Here is an 18383-nt window from a genome sequence, read left to right as displayed (position 1 = left end):
ATCGACAAGGGGCTGCTTCGGCAGCCCCTTGTTGCGTCTGCAGTTCGATACGATGAGGACAAAGCCATCTGAAAAATAACAGGACACGAGGGAGTACATGGGCATCAGCATCGCGGGCAAGATCGCATTCATCACCGGCGCCAGCGCAGGCATCGGCAAAGCTACCGCCCTGGCACTCGCCGCAGCCGGCGCAAAGCTGCTCCTCTGCGCACGCACCACCGACGCACTCGAAGCCATGCGCCAAGACCTCCTCAGCGCGGGCGCCGCAGGCGTGCATAGCTTCGCGCTCGATGTAAGTAAGCGCGACGATGTAGCGAATGCCTTCGCTTCCCTGCCCGCCGAGTGGCAGGCCATCGAGATCCTCGTCAACAACGCCGGCCTCGCGCGCGGCCTTGAAAAGCTTTACCTCGACGACATCGATCACTGGGAGCAGATGATCGACACCAACACCAAGGGCCTGCTCTACATCACACGCGCCGTCCTGCCCGGCATGGTGCAGCGCAACGCGGGCCATGTGGTGAACATGGGATCGACCGCCGGCTGGCTGGCCTATGCCGGCGGCGCCGTCTACTGTGCGACCAAGGCCGCGGAGAAGATCCTGAGCGAAGGCATGCGCATCGACCTGATGGGCACCGCCGTACGCGTCACCAGCGTCGACCCCGGCATGGTGGAAACGCGCTTCAGCGAGGTCCGCTTCGGCGGTGACAAGAAACGCGCGGCCAAGGTCTACGCCAACGTCACGCCACTCCTCCCGGAAGACGTGGCCGACACCATTCTGTGGGCCGTCACACGCCCCGCTCACGTCAATGTGTCGTCTGTCCTACTTACGCCGATTGATCAGGCCAACGCCGTCACCATCAACCGTCGCGCGTCGTAAATGTGCGTATGGATTCCGGGCGCAGACTCGCCCGGAATCCGCTCTGCAATCTATCTTTAGGGATATGAAACACAAGCGGCGACTTTCGCCCCAGCACCCTTTGCCCTCTGGCCCCCTCTCGGCGCTCTCGCTTGCTTGTCTTTTGACCTCCGCGTCGGCCTTCGGCCAGGGCGCGAACGCATCACTCTCCGGCATCGTTCGGGACAGCAGCGGTGCGCAGGTACCTCACGCCCACATCACGGTTGGGGAAGAAGGCCGCCCCGCGCGCCGCGTCACCGAGTCGGATGGCGCCGGCCTCTACACCCTGCCACAGCTCGCCCCCGGCCAGTACCAGATCAAGGTCGAAGCTCCCGGCTTCGCAACCACCGAACGCAATGTGATGCTGACCGTCGGCCAGCATGCTGAGATGGATGTGCAACTCAGCATTCAGTCCAGCAGCGCAGACATTAACGTCCAGACCTCTGAGGCAGTCATCGAACGCGAAGACCCCTCCCTGTCTTCCGTGACGGGCCCGCGTACGATCCGGCAACTGCCCCTCAACGGCCGCGACGTCACCCAGCTCGCACTGCTGAGCCCCGGCGTCGTGCCATCGCGCCGCCTCAACCCTGACTCGCAGGGTCTCGGCAGACAGATCTCCATCTCTGGCCGCCGCACCAACCAGGTCGAGTTCCTCCTCGACGGCACCGACGTCAACGACGCCTACAACAACACACCCGGCGGTGCCTCCGGCGTCATCCTCGGCGTCGATTCCATCGCACAGTTCCGTGTACTCGTGAACGGCTATGGCGCAGAGTTCGGACGCACCGGCGGCGGCGTCATCGACCAGATCACCCGCAGCGGCACAGGCCGCCTGCACGGCAGCGCCTTCGAGTTCGTGCGCAACTCCGCTCTCGACACCAAGAACTTCTTCGACAGCGCAACGCAGCCCATCCCGCACTTCACACGCAACCAGTTCGGCGGTGCGCTCGGCGGTCCCATCGGCAGCGGTAAGACCGTCTACTTCGGCAACTACGAAGGCATCCGTCAGGCACTTGGCACCACCACCAGCGCCATCGTTCCCAACGCGGCCAGCCGCGCCAGGGCCGTCGCCGCAGTGCGCCCCTACGTAGCGATCCTCCCCACGGCCAACGGCGTCGATTACGGCGACGGCACGGGAGCCTACGTCTCCACCAGCAATGCCACGCTGCACGAAGACTTCTTCATCGCACGCGTCGATCGCACCCTCTCCGATCGCACCTCCATCTTCGGTCGCTTTCAGTTCGACAACACCAACGTCTTCACACCGGACAATCTGCAGATCTCTCGCGCGCACAACCGCTCACGCGCGCAGTACGCAACCGCGCAGATGACGCACAGCTTCTCACCACGCCTGGTCAACCAGACGCGACTCGCCTACAACCGCAGCTACTACACGCTGCAGTACGACATCATCAAGAACATCGACCCATCGCTCTCGTTCGTGCCGGGCCGTCCCTTCGGATCCATCAGCATCACCGGAGGCCCCATGATCGGCCCCATGCGTTTCGGACCGAACGTGAACGCTCTGAACCTCTTTCAGGCCAATGACGATCTGACACTCACGCTCGGCCGTCACACCATCGCCTTGGGCTTCGATGAGAAGCAGATCCTCTTCCCGCAGGAATCGGCACAATCGCAGAACGGCTTCTATCAGTTCAACTCCGTTGCGCTCTTCCTCGCAGGCACAGCCTCCTCCGTTGAGGTCGCCCTGCCCGGCTCGAACCCGCAGCGCAAGTGGCGCCAGCACATGGACGCCGCCTACATCACCGATACCTGGCGCGCCACCGACAGGCTCACTGTCACAGGCGGCCTGCGTTACGAGCGCACCTCGGTTCCAAACGAAGTCAACGGCCTGCAGGCGAACGTACGCAACGTCCTGACGGACACAGCCGACACCGTCGGCTCGATGTACACCAACCCCAGCAACCTTAACTTCGCACCGCGCCTCGGCTTCGCCTACTCACCCGATAAGCGCTCCAATACCAGCATCCGCGGTGCCTTCGGCATCTACTTCGATCCGCTGTGGACGGACTTCTATCTGAACGCCGGCAGCCGCCAGCCACCCTTCTATACCGTCGGCGGCGTCAAGAGCGGCACACCCATCACCTTTCCCAACACGGTGATCAACAGCAGCAACTTCAGCCTGGGCCGCATCGACGTCGTACAGTACAACCCTGCCAGCCCGTATGTCATGCAATGGAACGTGAGCGTCCAGCAGCAGCTTGCCAAGGGCGCCGTGCTCACCATCGCCTATGACGCCAACCGCGGCGTGCACGATCAACGCATCGTCGATCAGAACCAGGCGCTTCCGCAGATCATCAACGGCCGCAAGTTCTTCCCGGTCAACTCCACCGTCCGCAATCCCAACTTCACCTCCATCCGCTACAAGAAGACCGACGGCCTCTCCAGCGTGAATGCACTGCAGGCGACGCTAAGCTGGCAGTTCCACGACATCCTGCAGATGCGCTCCTCCTTCGTCTGGGGCAAGAGCATCGATACTAGCTCGCTCGTCTCCGCACAGGGCAGCGAGAACGACATCACGCAGGATCCCGACAGCCTGCGCGCCGAAAAGGGTCTCTCCAACTACGACCTGCGCAACTACTCCAGCAACTCCATCACCACCAACCTGCCGAACCTCGGCGGACCGCGCTGGCTCGGCAAGGGATGGTCGCTGAACGGCATCGCACTCTTCAGTTCGGGCGCGCCCTTCTCCGCACTCATTAGCTTCGACAACGCGCGCGCACGCATCGGCACAGGCCCCTCGCAGGAGCGGCCCGACCTCGTCCCCGGCCGCAGCTCGAACCCGATCAAAGGCGGCCCCGTGCAGTACTTCGACCCCACAGCCTTCTCGCTGCCCACCGCAGGCTTCTACGGCAACCTCGAACGCAACACCATGATCGGCCCAGGCCTCGTCTCGATCGACGGCGCCGTGAACAAGACCTTCGCCTTCGGCGATCGCGCCCGCATTCAACTGCGCGGTGAAGTTTTCAACATTCCCAACCGCCCCAACTTCGGCATCCCCAGCCAGCGCAACGTCTTCACCACCGGCGGCGCACGCGTCGGCAGCGCCGGCGTCATCACCACCACGACCACCAGTTCGCGCCAGATCCAGCTCGGAGCACGCCTCGAGTTCTAAGCCACGGAACATTCCCACCATCTGGCGCATCAGGAAAGATTCCTCTGCGCTTTGCGCACCAGAGAAAATTTCCACGCGCTTACTGCATCAGAGAAGATATGGCGAAGACGAACGCGGCAAAGAGGTCAGTGAAGACTGCAGCAAAAACAGCACCAAAGGCAGCAAAGAAGGCAGCAGGCAAGACAACGAAGGCCACCGCAAAGAAGCCCGCGTCACCGCAGCCGGCAGGGCTGGCAGATCGCCTCGACACCCTGCTCCACACAGTACGCTGCATCGCCCAGCACGAGGACGAACTCTGCACCCTGCTCCACGCCGCGCGCAAGAACAAGCGCACCACCGCCACACTCGCACGCGAACTCCGCTCCATCCTCGCCGAACTCCCCGCCGAGGAGTACGCCTGGGAACTGCGAGCCCTCGAAGAACAACTCGACGCCGCAGCCTAGCTAAAGCCCCGCATACCAGTCATACCCCAGCTTCTCCCAGTAATCCGGCGTACGCACGTTGCTGAAGGTAAGGCTCGCAATCGACTTGATCTGCTTGTACCCATACTTCAATGGCATCGCCAGCCGAACCGGCGCGCCATGCGCAATCTGCAGCGGCACGCCATCCATCGAGTAACAGAGCAACGTCTGCGGATGCATCAGCGACGGCATATCAAACGACGCGTTGTACTCGCCATTTGACGTCTCCATCGTCACAAACTTCGGCGGACCGCCATCGATGTTCGCCGGCGGATAAGCCCGCAACAGATCGCTGAAACGCACCCCACCCCAACGCACAATCTGGCTCCAGCCCTCCACGCATTTGAACTGCGTGATCTGCTCCGTATAAGGCAGCTTCTTCAGATCCTCCAGCCGCAAAACAATACCGGGCACAGCATCGGCCGACGCCGTCACTCCCGTGCTCTCCTGCATATGCGGAATGGCGGCCGGCGCCTTCGAAGAACCCGGCCCCTTACCCTTCACATCAGGCTCCTGCGACTCCGTCGGTGCCTGGTAATCATCCTTCGAGCGGTACTCCCACAGATCCACATCCGGCATGAACTGCCGATACTGCTGCGGCCGGTCCAGCCCAACAAGCTGCAGCCCCCACGAACTCTCAATCAGTCCCGTATCGATTCCGAAATCACCATTGATGCGAAGCCCCGTCACCTCCGAAGCCTTGTACGTCGGCGCCAGCACGCGCTGCCCAAACAGCGCATTCGTCAGCGAACGGTTCGCCTCATGCGCCTCGCGCAACGGCCACTGCAACTCGTTGACGGCCTTCGCACGATACAGCACCTCGTAAAGTCCGACACCGGCCAGAGCCGCCGCTCCGCCAATCAAAAACGACCTCCGGGTCCGCGCATGCAGGATCCGACGGACCTCTTCGTCCAGTTCTTCCGGTGTTCGTGACTGAGACGATTCAATCATGGACTTCCTCCACCCCGGAACGCCCCGCTGGCTGCACTTCTACACCCGTCACCATGCTGCGAAAGTTGTTCCAGCCCGCCATCACCACCTGCACCACATGGATCACAAAGAAGCCTAAAAACGCCATCGTCGTCCAGAAATGCAGCCACCGCGCCATCTCATAACCGCCACAAAGCGACGTCAACCAGTGCGCCGAAGTCGGCTTATAAATAGCAAACCCAGTAACCAGCATCACCCCACCCATAACAATCGTGCCGGTATAAGCGAACTTCTGCGCAGCGTTGTACTTCTTGCGCCGCGGCTCTTCCTTGCGCAGATGCAAATCGAACAACACCACGCCCCACGCATCGCGGAGAGCCTTTCCCAGATCATTCAGCGGCGGCACCAGCGTCCGCCACTCACCAGAAATAGTTAAGTAAGCTACGTAGGCAATGCCGTTCAAAGCAAACAGCCACATGAAGAAGAAGTGATACCCCAAGCCATTGGGCACCTTGTACTGCATCCCCACAGCCGCATACCAACTCTGCGGGAACAAACGGAAAAGCGTCCAGTGCCCAAAGCCCACGCGGTACACCGCACTCAAATGTCCGCTCGCCGGAATTGAGTCAGCCCAATAGATCAGCAGCCCGCTATAGATCATCGTGAACAACAAAGGAAAGTTGATCCAGTGCATCCACCGCACCGCGAGCGAATGCTTCCGATGCAGATCGATCGTCGCACCCGGCACCACATGCAGCGGCACCGTGCGGTCCGCAGGCAGAGCTTCATCGGGAAGGTGCGGAATCGTTGCCATCGCGTAGGTCCCTTCTTCGATCTCTCAGTAAGTCGCTCGCCGCTAAGGTACCACTTTGCTTTAGACTCAGGCCGGTGGATTTACTTACACAACAACCCGTGTCGACGAGCGAAACATTGCGGCCAACTATCTCCGTCGCCATGATCGCAACCAACGAAGAGAAGAACCTCCCGCGCACTCTTGCCGCGTTACAGGGTTGGGTTGATGAGATCATCATCGTCGACTCCGGATCGAAAGATCGCTCCCCGCAGATCGCGGTGGAATACGGCGCAAAGCATAGCTACAACCGCGACTTCCGCGGCCACGCCGAGCAGAAGAACATTGCTATCGCGCAGTGCACCGGCGACTGGATCCTCTTACTCGACGCCGATGAAGTCGTCACACCCGAACTCGCAACGGAGATTCAGAGCACCGTCGCCACATCCGCTTTTAACGCTTTCTGGATCCCGCGCCTCAACATCTTCATAACTCGCTGGATGCGTCACGGCGGCCTCTTCCCTGACGAGAAGCTCCGCCTCTTCCGCCGCGGCATGGCCACCGTAGACGAGAGCATCGGCCCGCACGGCACGCCTCAGTACAACGCAGACAAGGGCCATCTGCGCGCGCACCTGGAGCACTACGGCTATCCCGACTTCGCCAACTACCTCGACCACATGAACGAGTACAGCACCGGCACCGTCGTAGCCCTCAGCCGGCGCAAGTCCAAGACCTCATCAGCCGCGCTGCTCTTCCAGTCCATCGCAAATCCATTCTTCGGCTGGCTGAAGAACTACATCTTCCGCGGCGGCTTCCTCGACGGTGCAGAAGGCCTGATCTTTCACCTCAACCACGCCGTCTACGCGCATTGGAAGTACGTGAAGGTGTGGGAGGCGCGCAAGCACGCGGCCACAACCGCCGCGCAGCCACGCCCTTAGTGCGTGTGGAAGACCTTGTGATTGATCGTCGGCCAGAACTCCTTGAAGGTGAAGTTCGCACCGTCAATTACTGAGCTTGTCAGCCACTTCTGCCCGACCTTCGTCCAGGTGCGGTAGTGCGTCGGATAGTAGAGCGACGACACGCCGGCAGCAGCACCCGCGCCAACGATTTCTGAGAAGTTCGGCATCGGATTGCCCGCGTCCGACCGCGAGATGATCACCCGCGAAGCAGCATACAGCGCACGATGTCCAAAGCTGCCGTGCCCCAGCGTGTAGAAGCGCGGATCCTGCCGGAAGACAACCGGGAACAATCCGCCCACCATGAAGTTCTCGTCCGCAGTATCAGCCAGCGTATGCCAGTAATAACGTCCATACCCAGCGACACCCTGATGGAACTCTGGGTAGGACGCACCGTTCATCGCAACACCCGCCTGGATAGCCGCGATGAAGAAGGACGAGTAATCGAATGTGTTCTTACCCGCGATCACGAACTTGTCTTTTGGAGTGAGTTTCGGCAGCCGCTCGTCGGCAGAGACCGAAGAAAAGTTCGGCATGATGCCCAGAATGCGCTTGGTCTGCACACCGCGATCATCCGCCGGCTGCTTCGCATCTGGATGAACCGACTCCTGCACCGGCACCGAAGGGTCATCTGGAAGGCCATCATCCACAGCTCTGGAGCTTGAGATCGATGGCATATCCGCTCCTGCGATCTCGCGGGCAAGCGAAGCCGAAAGCGTCGGAACGTGACCGGCGGTGCTCCCAGGCATCGCAGCGCGATTCGTCTGCGCATGCACCAGCGAAACGCCGAGGCACGACACCGCGACTGCCAGACTGGCGACACGCTTCAACAGAGGCTTGGGATTCACACTGTCAAAGACGTGCATTCCCGCACAAAGGTTCGGCTAAAGTGCGCCATCTGTAAAAAAGTTTAGCTCCGCCTCTGACGGGCATCGAGCCTAGATCTTGAAGAAGTTCTTCGCCAGAAACAATACGTTCGCAGGCCGTTCCGCCAGCCGTCGCATGAAGTACGGATACCAGTCGGTACCGAACGGCAGATACACTCGCACGCCGAATCCCCGCTTCACCAGGTCACGCTGCAGCTCGCGCTGAACGCCGTAGAGCATCTGGAATTCAAAGGCGCTGTGGTCGATGCCCTGTTCCTTCGCGAACTGCTCCGTCGCCGCCACCATTGCCGTGTCATGCGTCGCAATGCCACAGAAGACGCCCGACGGCAGCATCATCTTCATCAGCTTCACGTAGTTCGCATCCACGTCTGACTTCTGCGGAAACGCCAGGTTACCCGGCTCCTTGTAGGCGCCCTTGCACAGACGGATGCGAATACCCTGCCGCAGCAACCGCGCAGTGTCGTCCGCTGTCCGGTACAGGTAAGCCTGCAGAACCGCGCCAACTGCGCCCGGATATGCCGCATGCAGCCGCTCCGTCAGGGCGATGGTCGCCTCCGTGTACGGCGTGCCTTCCATGTCGATCCGCACAAAATTGCCAAGCTGCGCAGCGTGTTCCACGATCCCACCGGTGGTAGACTCCGCCAGTTCCGGCGACACATCCATGCCAACGCCCGTCAGCTTCACCGAAACATTGGCATTCATTCCCTCGGCAGCGATCGCATCCAGCAGCTGGTGATAGATGTCGGCAGCAGCGCGAGCCTCTCCCTCCGACCGCACGCTCTCACCCAGCGAATCCGCGGTGACCGCAAAACCCTGTGCATTCAGCTCACGTGTCACGCGAAGTGCATCCGCAACGGTTGTTCCCGCGACGAATCGCCCGGAGACCTTACGGCCCGGCGATGAGCTTTCCATAACACTGCGTAAGGAGGAGTTCTGAGAGAGGGCGATCAGCAAGGAGCGAAGCATTAATTCGAGTGTTCGACACGGAGTGACATGTGTCAAATGTCCTAGACCTAAGCAGCAGTAAGCGACAAAGGTGGCCCCACGAAAAAGCCGCGCTTTCGCGCGGCTCCTTTCGGTAGACATGCCCCTGAGCTAGTTGCTAACTGCACCTGTCGTGCCCACGACGTGAGCCGAGACTGCAGGTCGCTCGCCGGAGCTACGTGCCGTAACGATCCGGCTGATGTCCTTCATGGCAGCGATCGCTGCCTCGTAGCGTCCGCGCACGCTGTTGCTACGAATGCGCGCCATATCTTCCAGCATTTTGGCGCCATCACGCAAATAGCTGATCTTCGACCGCTCATCGTGCCCCCACGTCACCGGCACTTCCTTCACGCGAAAGTGGAGACGGCGCGCAATGAACAGGATCTCCGGGTCGAAGCCCCACCGTTCAATCCGCTGCAGGCGGAAGATAATCTGGGCAGCCGGACGGCGGAACGCCTTAAAGCCGCACTGGGTGTCGGCATAAGGAAGTCCCATAACGACGCGAGTGACTGCGTTGAAACACCGACCGAAGAACCGGCGATAGAGAGGCTGATGTGTGGTCTGACGCTGACGATCGAGCCATCGCGAACCAATCGCGACATCGGCGCCATCGCGAATGGCGTCGAAGAGCAGTTCCGCTTCTTCAATCGGTGCGGAGAGGTCTGCGTCGGTGAACATCACCACATCACCCAGCGCCTGCAGCAAGCCGTTGCGCACGGAGTAGCCCTTGCCGCGGTTGCTTGGATTCCTTAGGAGATTGACGCGGCTGTCCCGCTCCATGAAACCATCGACGATCTCGAGGGTGCCATCGGTCGAGCCGTCGTCGACGACCAGGACTTCGGCGTTCCATTTTCTGCGCTCGACGCACTCCAGGATTCGTTCGAGTGTCTGCCCGATTCGCTCCCTCTCGTTGTACGCCGGAATGATGATGCTTACGTGGTGCGGCATGGCTGAACTTATCTCTCGGAAACTCTGTGGCTGGGCGTCATGCCTGCATCCACATAGATGCAGGCGAGGGGCGCGAACGCGGACAATAATACGTCAGAGACACGACAAATGAACAGACGGTTAAGTTCGTTTCACAGTTTCCATCTCTCCGCTTTCGGCCCCGGTGTAAACTCCAACCATCCGCGCGGTCTGTGACGCACAAACTCACGCAGATACCCAGGAGAGCGATCCAAAGATGACGAAGGCAGAACTCGTTGATCAGGTAACGGCGTCAGGCGATCTGACACGACGCGATGGCGAAGTCATCGTCGAGACCTTCTTTGAAGGCGTCATGGAAGCGCTGCGCGCCGACGACAAGGTAGAAATCCGCGGATTTGGCTCATTCCGGACACGCCAGCGCAATTCCCGCACCGGCCGCAACCCCAAAACGGGTGAGAAGGTTGATGTACCCGCAAAGCGCGTCCCCTACTTCAAACCATCCAAAGAGCTGCGGGATCTCGTCAACACAACGGCATAGTTTCGTCCGTGTGGAGTGCAGACTCCTTCCCCCTGATGATCTGGAAGAGAATCGTCGTCTCATCGTGCAAGCCCTATAAGAGGCGGGAAGCGCCAGCATTTTCAGCGATAAGCTGCGTTGTGTCGATTCGCGCCAAGCGAATAACGGCGCAACTTTACCGATAGGCAGAGCGCCTTAGTCCGTCGAAGAATCGAGTAACGCTCGGAAGGCAGCCGCGTACGCCGGAGGCAGCGACGCACGGCTCATGCTGCGGTCGACCACCACATGGGTCGTAGTTCCCTCACACAGCAGCTTCTCGTCTTCCACGCGAACCACACGGTACGCCATCTTCAGCAGCGGTCCACGCATGGACGCAACGCTGGTGCGGATGGCGACTTCGTCGTCGTAACGCGCTGGAAAGCGGTAGCGGACTTCCGCACCGACCACTGCGATCATCACGCCGTATTCCTTCTCCAGATCAGCGTAGGCAAGTCCCTGCGAGCGCATGAGTTCCACGCGCCCGACTTCGAACCAGATCAGATAGTTTGCGTGATAGACCACGCCCATCTGATCTGTCTCGGCATACCGAACGCGAATGCGGGCCTCTGCGTGGAAGCGTGTGGAGGCTTGAGATGGTGGCATCCATCCAGTGTAGCGTTGCAGCGCCGGGCACGACGGCTATCTGCGTGGCAGATCGTCCTCGTAGGCGTAGATACCGGCACCGCGCAGCAACGCCGCTTCGCGACGGCGATCGCGCAACGCAAGCCCGCCCGTGATTGCACCACCGGCAAAGCTCAGCACCGCCAGAAACTCCATCCCGCTCATCCAAGCCGGCTGAGGCGGCGTAATGGCCGCACATGCAGAGGCAGAATCATCGAACACGCCGCCGAAGACACCGCCGTCCGGAGTAACACCCACGCTCTCACAGTGCTCCTGGGCGGCACTGCGGTGAACCAGCGTCGGCGCTGCCAGGATGCAGGCGAGCAGGAACAGAAGGGCGGAAGGTTGACGCATGTGACTGGTCCGATGCAGGCCGGCTGGGCCCTGGTGAAATCTGTTGTGTGTTGCTATACGAGTGTATGAGCGAAACGACGAGCGAAGTCCTTCTTGTTATCGACGTCCAGCGTGATTTTCTACCAGGCGGGAGCCTCGCCGTGCCGGAAGGCGATGCCGTGCTGCCGATCATCAACCGGCTTGGCGAGCGTTTCCGCGATGTCATCCTGACTCAGGACTGGCATCCTGCCGGGCACATCTCCTTCAGCAGCACGCACGGCCTGCGGCCCTTTGAGGACACGATTGAGGCCAGCTACGGCACGCAGACCCTGTGGCCGGACCACACCGTGCAGAACTCTGCGGGAGCCGAACTCCATCCAAGCCTCTTCCTGCCACATGCGAATCTGATCGTCCGCAAGGGCTTCCGCAAAGACGTCGACTCCTACTCCGCCTTTCTCGAAAACGACCATAAGACGTCCACCGGTCTCGCCGGCTACCTGCGCGACCGCGGGCTGACGTCCGTCTTCCTCTGCGGCGTGGCCTGGGACTATTGCGTGGGCTACTCCGCCCTGGATGGCGTCGCGCTCGGCTTCGACATCACAGTGATCGAAGACGCTGTGCGCGGCATCGCACCGGCGACGATGGACGCCATGTCAGCCCGCTTGGACGCAGTTGGCGTGAAGCGTATACAGAGCGCCGAGCTGCTTGGGTAGTTACTCTTTGGGTTCTCTTCCCCTTTTTTTCCGCCTTTCGCTAATAATCAGCCGGATTCCCCTTGACTACCTCGCTACGGGGTATCAGAGTAGGAACATCGCGGTCGTTCTTTATCGGACGTGCGCGATACGGGCCTTGCTCTGGTACCCGTCCGCTACACACAACTATGGCAACCATGATGGCGCCCGTCGAGCAGCGTGAGGTCTTGCGCTGCGACCACTGCAGCTTGGTGCAATTTCGCGCGGCAAGCTCCATGTGCCGCAAATGCCGCAAGCCCCTGGACGTCGAAGAGCCTGAGCCGGTTGCGGCTCCGTCGCTCTCGCTCGTTCCACCGGCAGCGGAGTCAGAAGGCAGTGGCATCCAGGTAGCCCAGGCCGTGCGCGATCTGCGCCGCGTCCGCAACCTGAGCCAGCGCCAGCTCGCCGGCCGTATGGGCGTTCCCCGCACCTACATCAGCAAGATTGAAAACGGCAAAGCAATGCCGACGCTGTCGTCACTGGAGCGCCTCGCAAAGGCTCTGCAGGTCGACATCAGCGCCCTGCTGCGCGATGCCCGGACACGCCACAAGGACGAAGCAGCCGTCCTCCTCGCAGACCCGTTCCTGGCAGAGATTGCCGGATTCGCAGCGAGCCTGGATGCGCTGCAGAAGTCGATCTTCCTGAACCACGTGCGCGAGCTGGCCAGCGGCCGCCGCCGCATGGCTTAGGCAGAATCGCAACAAACGCACCTCCTCTCTCCTCTCCGCGCGATCGCGCTCAGGCCGTTGCTTCCATTGCAACGGCTTGAGCGGACGTGCTACGGTCGAGCCGGAAGCTGCCGCTCCCGAGGAGATCTACCCTTGCCGTTGACCCAGCCCCTGCGCATCCAAGAGCTTTCCCCCGAGGAGCTTGCGGTCTACCGCACACTGGACCCCGAACGTATTCCCGAGCACGTCGCCATCATCATGGACGGCAACGGCCGCTGGGCCGGCAACCGCACCATGAAGCGCTTCCAAGGCCATCAGCAGGGCGCAGAAGCCGTACTCTCCGTCGTAGAAGCCGCCAGCCGCATCAACGTCCCTTACCTGACGCTGTACGCCTTCAGCCTCGAGAACAACCTGCGCCGCCCACAAGCCGAAGTCGGCTTCCTGATGAAACTGGTGAAGGTCTACCTGGCCGGAAACATCAAGCGCATGCAGGACAACAACGTCCGCATGAACTACATCGGCCGCCTGACCGAACTGCCCGAAGAGCTGCAGGACACCATGCGCCAGGCCAAGGCAGAGACGGCGAACAACACCGGCACCATGGTGACGCTGGCCCTTAACTACGGCTCTCGCGCGGAGATTGTCGACGCGACCCGATCCCTCGTCCGCAACCTGATGACGGAAGCCCGCCGCCGCGGCTGCTCGCTGGAAGATCTCATCAGTGTCAACGGTGGCGTGGAATCCATCGATGAGAACGCCATATCTCAGGGTCTCTACACGCACGACATGCCGGACCCGGACCTCTTAATCCGCACCAGCGGCGAGATGCGCCTGAGCAACTACATGCTGTGGCAGCTTGCCTATGCGGAGCTGTTCGTCACAGAACGTCTCTGGCCCGACTTCCTAGGCGTGCATCTGCTCGAAGCGATCGCCACTTACCAGCAGCGCAGCCGCCGCTTCGGCGGTCTGGATACCGAGTTCAGCGACGAAGCTCTGCCCGAACCGACAGCACCCCTCCCAAGACCCTGATGCGCATGGTGGATCGCATCTTCGGCTGGCTGATGGTTGCTGCTGCCCTGCTGCACAGTTACGGCGCCTGGACTGCCTATCACTCGCAGCACGAGCTGCTGCTGTGGTCCCTCGCCGCAGGCCTCGCCGAATTCTATCTCGCCGGTATGAACCTCATCCGCGCCGAGCGCCGCCATGATCTTTCGCTGGCCCGACTTTGCGTCGCCGGAAACCTCACCTGGCTCATCGTGGTGATCTGCTTCGCAGGTCTGGTCGGCCATTTCTTCGAACCGAAAGTCCTGATTCAGTTCGTCATCACCTGCGCGTTGCTGGGCCTCAGCATGCGCGCACGCAATCGCAGCCGACCAATGTAGCCTCTCGCAGGACGATCCGGCGTATCCTCATCTCTGGCCCATGAAGAGAATCCTTACTGCCATCGTCCTCATCGCATTCGTCTTCGCCCTCATCTTTTGGGGCAACCAGCTTGCGCTGATCATCGTATCCGCGCTGGCCGCAATGCTGGCTGCATACGAGTATGTCGCGCTGACCCGCGCCGGCGACGAGGTCGTCCCCGCCTGGTGGCTGCTGCCCGCCGTCGCTCTGCTCTTCGTGGTGACCTACTGGCGGCCGCTCGATTCCCCGCTGCCCGTCCTGAGCGCACTCGGCCTCAGCCTGCTGACGATCATCGCCTTCCGTGAAGCGAAGAGCGGCCACCTCGAACGCGTCCTTCCCATCAGTGCCGCGGGTTTCTTCGGCCTCATTTACATCGCCTACCCGCTCACCCTTCTGCCGCAGATCATCGCGCTTGAGAATGGCGCAACGCTTCTGATCTTCCTGATGCTCGTCGTATGGACCGGCGACATCGCCGCGCTGTACATCGGCAAGGCCTTCGGCCGCCGCAAGCTGGCACCCGCCCTCAGCCCGAACAAGACGCAGGAGGGCGCACTCGCCTCCATTTTGGGATCGGTTGCCATCGCGGGTGCGCTCGCCGGCGTCTGCCAGCTCTTCGCGCAACGCGGCAGCACCGTTCTCCACATCACCGAACCGCTCTGGCAGACGCTACTTCTGGCCGCACTGGTCAACATCGCCGCACAGGTCGGTGATCTGCTCGAAAGCGCTCTGAAGCGCGGCGTGGGTGTAAAGGACTCCGGCGCCATGCTGCCGGGACATGGTGGCATTCTCGACCGCATCGACGCCCTGCTCGTCGCGGCACCGGTGCTCTGGTACCTGCTGCTGCTCAAGGAAGCGGCCGGCCTAGGCGCGTTCTAAGGTAAGATTTCGCCATGGCTGTCCCTGTCAAGCAGATCGGCGAAGCGGGAGCGAAGGCATTCTCATCCTTCCGCGAAACGGTTCAGGATCTTCTTGTGCCGGAACTCCGTGCGATCAAGGTGCAGATCGAGTCGCTTACACAGGAAATGCGCCTTCGCAATGAGCAGCTTGTGCAGGAGATGCGACTCCGCGATGAGCAGCTGATGCAGGAGATGCGCCTGCGTGACGAACGTCAGACCAAGGCGATCGACCGTCTGTCCGAGAAGCTGGACTTCTCCATGGAGTTCCGCGATCGTCTCACTCAACTCGAAGCACGCCTGCCAAAGCAATAGCATCTGCGAAAATAGACGGCGATGAAAAACATCGCGATCCTCGGTTCCACAGGCTCCATCGGGACCAGCACCCTCGACATCTGCCACCGCTATCCCGACCGGTACCGCGTGGTCTCGCTCGCCGCCGGCACGAACGTGCAGCTTGCCTTCCAGCAGTGCGTGCAGTTCCGGCCAGTGGTTGTCTCGATTGCGAATGAATATCTTGCGGACACGCTCTCCGAGATGCTCAAAAACGAGGCGATCCATGGCATCGAAGTCGTCTACGGCACGGCGGGTACCGTGCGCGTTGCCACACTGCCAGAGGTAGACCTTGTCGTCAGCGCTATCGTTGGCGTCGCCGGCCTGGAAGCGACCTACGCCGCCGTTAACGCGGGTAAGTCCATCGGCCTGGCGAACAAGGAAGCGATGGTGGCCGCGGGTGAATTGATAACCACCGCCGCCAAGAAGCACAACGTCGCCCTGCTGCCCATCGATAGCGAACACAACGCCATTCACCAGTGCATGCGCGGCGGCACACCCGCTGAGGTCAAGCAGATCTGGCTTACGGCATCCGGCGGCCCATTCCGTAACACGCCACTCGAAGACTTCGAGCACATCACACCCGCGCAAGCGCTCAAGCACCCCACATGGGTCATGGGCCAACGCATCACCATCGACTCCGCGACAATGTTGAACAAGGGCCTGGAGATCATCGAGGCCTGCCGCCTCTTCGACCTGCCGCCCGAAAAGGTGCGCGTCACGGTCCATCCGCAGTCGACCATCCATTCGCTGGTCGAGTACGTCGACGGCAGCATCCTCGCACAACTCTCGGTCACGGACATGCGCCTCCCGATTCTGTACGCCATGGCCTACCCGGAACGCGTGCCCAGTGAACTGACCTTCGACCTCGCCATGCTTTCGCACCTTGACTTCCAGCAGCCGGACTTTGAGCGCTTCCCCTGCCTGCGCCTGTCGTACGAGGCGGCCAAGGCCGGTCCCGCGCACTGCATCGCCCTCAACGCGGCCGACGAGATCGCCGTAGCGGCCTTCCTGAAGGGCGACCTGCCATTCCTGGGCATTCCACGAACGATCGAACGCGTGCTGGAACTGACCCCGGCGGCGAACCCAGGCAGCATCGCGGAAGTTCTCGCCTCCGACGCATCAGCTCGCCAAACCGCGACAGCCGTCGCGGCCGAAATGCTCGTCAAGCACTAACTGGGTGCCCATGTCCCGCTTCAGGGACGTGGGCCACCGCCAATAGCCACTCCGTCGCGCACTGCGTAATTGTTTTAGGAACGAACGGCTTCGGCCAGGTTTCGCTGGTCTCCCGCGGCTTTTGTCGGGACGGAACGGCGGTGAACTTAACCCTGAGCCGCGATTTCCACCGCCTGCGTCTAAACTTAGATGTCCTCCGCTTCTGCGGCTGGTTCGAGGGTTTCTTGCACATTCCGCACGTCCTGATCGTTACCGTCTACTTCCTCGTCATCCTGGGCATCATGGTCCTGGTGCATGAGTTCGGCCACTTCGCCGTCGCCAAGCTGTGCGGCGTGCGCGTCGAGGCGTTCTCCATCGGCATGGGGAAGCGGCTCTTTGGATGGGTGCACAACGGTACCGACTACAAGATCTGCATGCTGCCCCTGGGCGGCTACGTCAAAATGTCTGGCGAGACCGAGATGGAGATGATCCAGACCTCGCCCACCGAGACCAACATCAGGCAGGCTCCCTCCGTAACCGACTACTCGGACGACGACCGCACAGGCGTCAAGACCCTGGATCCGGGCAACTTCAACACCAAGCCGCGCTGGCAGCGCATGCTGATCGCCCTTGCCGGGCCCATCGCAAACTTCATACTCGCCATCGGCATCTTCACGGTCATCGCGCACTTTCACCATGAGACGGTCGAGTATCTCCAGGACCGCTCAGAGCTCGACTACGTCAGCCACAACAGCCTTGCCAGCAAGACCGGCGTTGCCGCCGGCGACTCCATTGTTCGCTTCGACACGGTCGAGCATCCGTCCTGGCAGGACGTCATGATCCGGGGATCGCTCAAGCAGAACCTCGTGGTTCCCTTCTCCTACGTCCACGACGGCAAGCGCGTCGACTCCTCCATCCCGGTCAACTTCACCGGTGGTCCGGAAGACTTCTCGCCCGACGAACTGGGCCTGATCCCCCGCATGCAGGCCGGACCGGTCCTGGTCAGCGATTTGCCGGACGCGACGGCGCCCGCTGCAGTCGCCGGTCTTCGGCCTGGTGACGCCATCGTTTCGATCGACGGTCACAGCTTCCACGGCACTGAGGCCACCGGCGCTTACCTGAAGGACGGCGGTGGCAAGCCCGTCACGCTGGTCGTCGCGCACAACGGCGTCAATCGCACGGTCGTCGTTACACCACGCATTTCCCCCACGCAGAACGGCAGCCCGGCATATCGCCTCGGCTTCGCAGCCGTTCCGCCGCCGGTCGTAACCACACGTCAGCCCATCGGCGCAGCAGTAGCCACGGCATGGCGCGACTTCACGAAGAGCAGCATGCTGATCTTTGACGTGCTCGGAGGCATGTTCAAACGGCAGGTTTCTGTCCGTAACCTGAGCGGTCCCGTAGGAATCGCGCAGCAGGTCGGTCTTGCGCAGTCCATGGGCACCTGGAAGGTACTGGAACTGATGGCAGGCATCAGCCTGAACCTGGGCATCTTCAACCTGCTGCCCATGCCTGTGCTCGACGGCGGCATGATCCTCTTCCTGATCATCGAAAGCATCATGCGGCGCGATGTAAACGCTGCGGTGAAGGAAAGAATCTATCAGGCGGCCTTCGTCTGCATCCTGATCTTCGCCGTCTTCGTGATCTTCAACGACATCACCAAGCTGTCCTTCTTCACCCACAAGCCGAGCTAGGAAATCTGCCCACGGCAGCAACCTGCCAACGG

At 61.3% G+C, this 18383-nt stretch carries 20 protein-coding genes; 13 read left to right on the top strand and 7 right to left on the bottom strand.

What is annotated here, in order from left to right; translation table 11 throughout:
* The first annotated feature begins 97 nt into the window (after positions 1–97).
* From TERRO_RS04620 to TERRO_RS04610, 3 genes are all read left to right on the top strand, one after another.
* On the top strand, positions 98–877 hold the full coding sequence (locus tag TERRO_RS04620) for an SDR family NAD(P)-dependent oxidoreductase (RefSeq protein WP_014784835.1): 780 nt from the start codon (positions 98–100) through the stop codon (positions 875–877).
* Between the two features lie 142 nt (positions 878–1019).
* Positions 1020–4031: a TonB-dependent receptor gene (locus TERRO_RS04615; protein ID WP_041592449.1), complete on the top strand. Its 3012-nt coding sequence runs from the start codon at positions 1020–1022 to the stop codon at positions 4029–4031.
* Between the two features lie 98 nt (positions 4032–4129).
* Positions 4130–4474 carry a hypothetical protein gene (locus tag TERRO_RS04610; RefSeq protein WP_014784833.1) on the top strand — a complete coding sequence of 115 codons (345 nt, stop codon included), beginning with the start codon at positions 4130–4132 and terminating at the stop codon, positions 4472–4474.
* On the opposite strand, the gene TERRO_RS04605 is transcribed toward TERRO_RS04610, so the two are convergent.
* On the bottom strand, positions 4475–5443 hold the full coding sequence (locus tag TERRO_RS04605) for a molybdopterin-dependent oxidoreductase (protein ID WP_014784832.1): 969 nt from the start codon (positions 5441–5443) through the stop codon (positions 4475–4477).
* On the bottom strand, positions 5436–6185 hold the full coding sequence (locus tag TERRO_RS04600; RefSeq protein ID WP_245536214.1) for a cytochrome b/b6 domain-containing protein: 750 nt from the start codon (positions 6183–6185) through the stop codon (positions 5436–5438). The genes TERRO_RS04605 and TERRO_RS04600 overlap by 8 nt, the downstream gene beginning before the upstream one ends.
* A 149-nt stretch (positions 6186–6334) precedes the next feature.
* On the opposite strand from TERRO_RS04600, the gene TERRO_RS04595 reads away from it, so the two are divergent.
* Positions 6335–7150: a glycosyltransferase family 2 protein gene (locus TERRO_RS04595; protein WP_041592448.1), complete on the top strand. Its 816-nt coding sequence runs from the start codon at positions 6335–6337 to the stop codon at positions 7148–7150.
* Here TERRO_RS04595 and TERRO_RS04590 read toward each other — a convergent pair.
* From TERRO_RS04590 to TERRO_RS04580, 3 genes are all read right to left on the bottom strand, one after another.
* Entirely contained in the window at positions 7147–8034 is an 888-nt protein-coding gene (locus TERRO_RS04590; protein ID WP_014784829.1) for a hypothetical protein, read from the bottom strand. The genes TERRO_RS04595 and TERRO_RS04590 overlap by 4 nt on opposite strands.
* 72 nt (positions 8035–8106) lie before the next feature.
* A complete protein-coding gene (locus TERRO_RS04585; protein WP_014784828.1) occupies positions 8107–9021 on the bottom strand; it encodes a proline dehydrogenase family protein in 915 nt (304 codons plus the stop codon).
* A 129-nt stretch (positions 9022–9150) separates the two neighbouring features.
* Positions 9151–9987: a dolichyl-phosphate beta-glucosyltransferase gene (locus TERRO_RS04580; RefSeq protein WP_014784827.1), complete on the bottom strand. Its 837-nt coding sequence runs from the start codon at positions 9985–9987 to the stop codon at positions 9151–9153.
* A 235-nt stretch (positions 9988–10222) separates the two neighbouring features.
* Here TERRO_RS04580 and TERRO_RS04575 point away from each other — a divergent pair, with 235 nt between their 5' ends.
* A complete protein-coding gene (locus tag TERRO_RS04575; RefSeq protein ID WP_014784826.1) occupies positions 10223–10504 on the top strand; it encodes an HU family DNA-binding protein in 282 nt (93 codons plus the stop codon).
* Positions 10505–10678: 174 nt separating this feature from the next.
* On the opposite strand, the gene TERRO_RS04570 is transcribed toward TERRO_RS04575, so the two are convergent.
* On the bottom strand, positions 10679–11125 hold the full coding sequence (locus tag TERRO_RS04570; RefSeq protein ID WP_014784825.1) for an acyl-CoA thioesterase: 447 nt from the start codon (positions 11123–11125) through the stop codon (positions 10679–10681).
* A gap of 36 nt (positions 11126–11161) precedes the next feature.
* A complete protein-coding gene (locus TERRO_RS04565) occupies positions 11162–11497 on the bottom strand; it encodes a hypothetical protein (protein WP_014784824.1) in 336 nt (111 codons plus the stop codon).
* 65 nt (positions 11498–11562) lie between these two features.
* On the opposite strand from TERRO_RS04565, the gene pncA reads away from it, so the two are divergent.
* The 8 genes from pncA (at position 11563) to rseP (ending at position 18351) form a co-directional block, all read left to right on the top strand.
* Positions 11563–12189, top strand: a complete 627-nt coding sequence (gene pncA, locus TERRO_RS04560; protein ID WP_014784823.1) for a bifunctional nicotinamidase/pyrazinamidase — start codon at positions 11563–11565, stop codon at positions 12187–12189.
* A gap of 167 nt (positions 12190–12356) precedes the next feature.
* A complete protein-coding gene (locus TERRO_RS04555) occupies positions 12357–12896 on the top strand; it encodes a helix-turn-helix domain-containing protein (protein WP_014784822.1) in 540 nt (179 codons plus the stop codon).
* A 132-nt stretch (positions 12897–13028) separates the two neighbouring features.
* Positions 13029–13904, top strand: a complete 876-nt coding sequence (gene uppS / locus TERRO_RS04550) for a polyprenyl diphosphate synthase (RefSeq protein WP_014784821.1) — start codon at positions 13029–13031, stop codon at positions 13902–13904.
* A gap of 5 nt (positions 13905–13909) precedes the next feature.
* Positions 13910–14257: a hypothetical protein gene (locus tag TERRO_RS04545; RefSeq protein WP_157178247.1), complete on the top strand. Its 348-nt coding sequence runs from the start codon at positions 13910–13912 to the stop codon at positions 14255–14257.
* Positions 14258–14297: 40 nt separating this feature from the next.
* Entirely contained in the window at positions 14298–15152 is an 855-nt protein-coding gene (locus TERRO_RS04540; protein ID WP_014784819.1) for a phosphatidate cytidylyltransferase, read from the top strand.
* A 14-nt stretch (positions 15153–15166) separates the two neighbouring features.
* Positions 15167–15484, top strand: coding sequence for a hypothetical protein (locus TERRO_RS04535; RefSeq protein WP_014784818.1), 318 nt, complete (start codon positions 15167–15169; stop codon positions 15482–15484).
* 21 nt (positions 15485–15505) lie between these two features.
* Positions 15506–16678: a 1-deoxy-D-xylulose-5-phosphate reductoisomerase gene (locus TERRO_RS04530; protein WP_014784817.1), complete on the top strand. Its 1173-nt coding sequence runs from the start codon at positions 15506–15508 to the stop codon at positions 16676–16678.
* Positions 16679–16902: 224 nt separating this feature from the next.
* The gene (rseP, locus tag TERRO_RS04525) at positions 16903–18351 is read left to right on the top strand and encodes an RIP metalloprotease RseP (RefSeq protein WP_245536213.1); all 1449 of its coding nucleotides are present in this window, start codon (positions 16903–16905) and stop codon (positions 18349–18351) included.
* Positions 18352–18383 lie beyond the last annotated feature (32 nt).

The organism is Terriglobus roseus DSM 18391 (assembly GCF_000265425.1).
GTDB classification, from domain to species: Bacteria; Acidobacteriota; Terriglobia; order Terriglobales; family Acidobacteriaceae; genus Terriglobus; species Terriglobus roseus.
Note: the sequence above shows the minus strand (reverse complement) of the source record. Positions and strands in the feature narration are given on the sequence as shown.

What these genes read in the sequence shown, in the direction of transcription:
- TERRO_RS04620 (WP_014784835.1), top strand. Translation starts at nt 98, where the DNA reads ATGGGCATCAGCATCGCGGGCAAGATCGCATTCATCACCGGCGCCAGC.
- TERRO_RS04610 (WP_014784833.1), top strand. Translation starts at nt 4,130, where the DNA reads ATGGCGAAGACGAACGCGGCAAAGAGGTCAGTGAAGACTGCAGCAAAA.
- TERRO_RS04605 (WP_014784832.1), bottom strand. Translation starts at nt 5,443, where the DNA reads ATGATTGAATCGTCTCAGTCACGAACACCGGAAGAACTGGACGAAGAG.
- TERRO_RS04590 (WP_014784829.1), bottom strand. Translation starts at nt 8,034, where the DNA reads ATGCACGTCTTTGACAGTGTGAATCCCAAGCCTCTGTTGAAGCGTGTC.
- TERRO_RS04585 (WP_014784828.1), bottom strand. Translation starts at nt 9,021, where the DNA reads ATGCTTCGCTCCTTGCTGATCGCCCTCTCTCAGAACTCCTCCTTACGC.
- TERRO_RS04580 (WP_014784827.1), bottom strand. Translation starts at nt 9,987, where the DNA reads ATGCCGCACCACGTAAGCATCATCATTCCGGCGTACAACGAGAGGGAG.
- TERRO_RS04575 (WP_014784826.1), top strand. Translation starts at nt 10,223, where the DNA reads ATGACGAAGGCAGAACTCGTTGATCAGGTAACGGCGTCAGGCGATCTG.
- TERRO_RS04570 (WP_014784825.1), bottom strand. Translation starts at nt 11,125, where the DNA reads ATGCCACCATCTCAAGCCTCCACACGCTTCCACGCAGAGGCCCGCATT.
- TERRO_RS04565 (WP_014784824.1), bottom strand. Translation starts at nt 11,497, where the DNA reads ATGCGTCAACCTTCCGCCCTTCTGTTCCTGCTCGCCTGCATCCTGGCA.
- pncA (WP_014784823.1), top strand. Translation starts at nt 11,563, where the DNA reads ATGAGCGAAACGACGAGCGAAGTCCTTCTTGTTATCGACGTCCAGCGT.
- TERRO_RS04555 (WP_014784822.1), top strand. Translation starts at nt 12,357, where the DNA reads ATGGCAACCATGATGGCGCCCGTCGAGCAGCGTGAGGTCTTGCGCTGC.
- TERRO_RS04545 (WP_157178247.1), top strand. Translation starts at nt 13,910, where the DNA reads ATGGTGGATCGCATCTTCGGCTGGCTGATGGTTGCTGCTGCCCTGCTG.
- TERRO_RS04540 (WP_014784819.1), top strand. Translation starts at nt 14,298, where the DNA reads ATGAAGAGAATCCTTACTGCCATCGTCCTCATCGCATTCGTCTTCGCC.
- TERRO_RS04535 (WP_014784818.1), top strand. Translation starts at nt 15,167, where the DNA reads ATGGCTGTCCCTGTCAAGCAGATCGGCGAAGCGGGAGCGAAGGCATTC.
- TERRO_RS04530 (WP_014784817.1), top strand. Translation starts at nt 15,506, where the DNA reads ATGAAAAACATCGCGATCCTCGGTTCCACAGGCTCCATCGGGACCAGC.